We start from the raw sequence: 1,576 nt of genomic DNA, 5'->3' as shown, positions 1-1,576 counted from the left end.
CCCTCGATGTCGGTGGCCTTCATGTGGTGGCCGGTGGCGTGACGGCGGGCTTCCCGCAATCGATCGTCACACCATTGGGCAGCACGCTGACCATCACCGGGTTCGACGCCACCACGGGCGTGGTCAGTTACAGCTATACCCTGGTGGATAACGAAACCCATCCAGCCGCCAACGGTAACAACAGCCTCACCGAAAACTTCGATGTGGTGGCGACAGACACCGACGGCAGCACCGCGACCAACCAGATCAACGTCAACATCATCGACGACCTGCCTCAAGCCGTGTACGACAGCAACGCCAGCACCGCATCGGAAACCCTGCTGACCCTCAACGGCAATGTACTGACCAACGACGTACAAGGCGCCGACCGCGTGACCCTCGGGGAAAATGTCGGCCCGATCACCCCCGGCACCTTTGCCGGGACTTACGGCACGTTGGTGCTGAACGCCAACGGCACCTACACCTACACCCTGAACACCAGCAATAGTGATTTCAAAGCCCTGCACGGCAATGGCAACGGCACGGAAACCTTCGCCTACACCATTACCGATGCCGACGGCGACATCAGCACCGCCAACCTGGTGCTGAATATCCACAACAACAACGATCCGGTGATCCTCAAAGGGCTCGATGTTTACGGCGGCGAGTTGACCGTCTACGAGAAAAACCTCAGCGACGGCAGCAGCCCCGATACCCCGGCGCTGACCCAAAGTGGCACCTTCGCCATTACCGCCCTCGATGGCGTGCAGACCCTGAGCGTCGGTGGCATCAACGTGGTGGTTGGCGGTACCGCCGCCGGCTTCCCGCAATCGATCGTCACGCCATTGGGCAGCACGCTGACCATCACCGGGTTCAACGCCACGACTGGCGTCGTGAGCTACAGCTACACCCTGGCCGACAACGAAGCCCACCCCACTGGCAACGACGCCAACTCACTGCCAGAGCAATTCGCCGTGACCGTGGTCGACGATAACGGCACCACCGCCAACGGCACGCTCGACGTCAACATCATCGACGACCGGCCTCAAGGCGTGTACGACAGCAACGCCGGCACCGCATCGGAAACTCTGCTGACCCTCAACGGCAACGTCCTGAGCAATGACGTGCAAGGCGCCGACCGCATACCGACCGGCCCCAATGCCGGTCCCATCACCCCCGGCACCTTTGCCGGGACTTACGGCACGTTGGTGCTGAACGCCAACGGCACGTACACCTACACCCTGAACACCAGTGATGCCGAGTTCAAAGCCCTGCACGGCAATGGCAACGGCACGGAAACCTTCGCCTACACCCTCACCGATGCCGACGGCGATTCCAGCACCGCCAACCTAGTGCTGAAAATCCACAACAACGATGACCCGGTCACCCTCGATGGCCTCAACGTCTACGGCGGCGAACTGACCGTCTACGAGAAAAACCTCAGCGACGGCACCAACCCGAACACCCCGGCCCTGACGAAGAACGGCACCTTCACCGTGACCGCGCTTGATGGCTTGCAAACCCTCGATGTCGGCGGCATTCATGTGGTGGCCGGTGGTGTGACGGCATTCATGTGGTGGCTGGTGGTGTGACGGCG

Annotated in this window: 1 pseudogene; it reads left to right on the top strand. The window is 61.5% G+C overall.

Annotation, left to right across the window (positions count from 1 at the left end):
• Window positions 1-1,547 (top strand): annotated as a pseudogene (locus tag AC1DWM_RS30045) (VCBS domain-containing protein); the annotation flags it as partial.
• Window positions 1,548-1,576: the final 29 nt, after the last annotated feature.

It is taken from the genome of Pseudomonas sp. P4_C8 (genome assembly GCF_056401975.1).
Note: the sequence above shows the minus strand (reverse complement) of the source record. Positions and strands in the feature narration are given on the sequence as shown.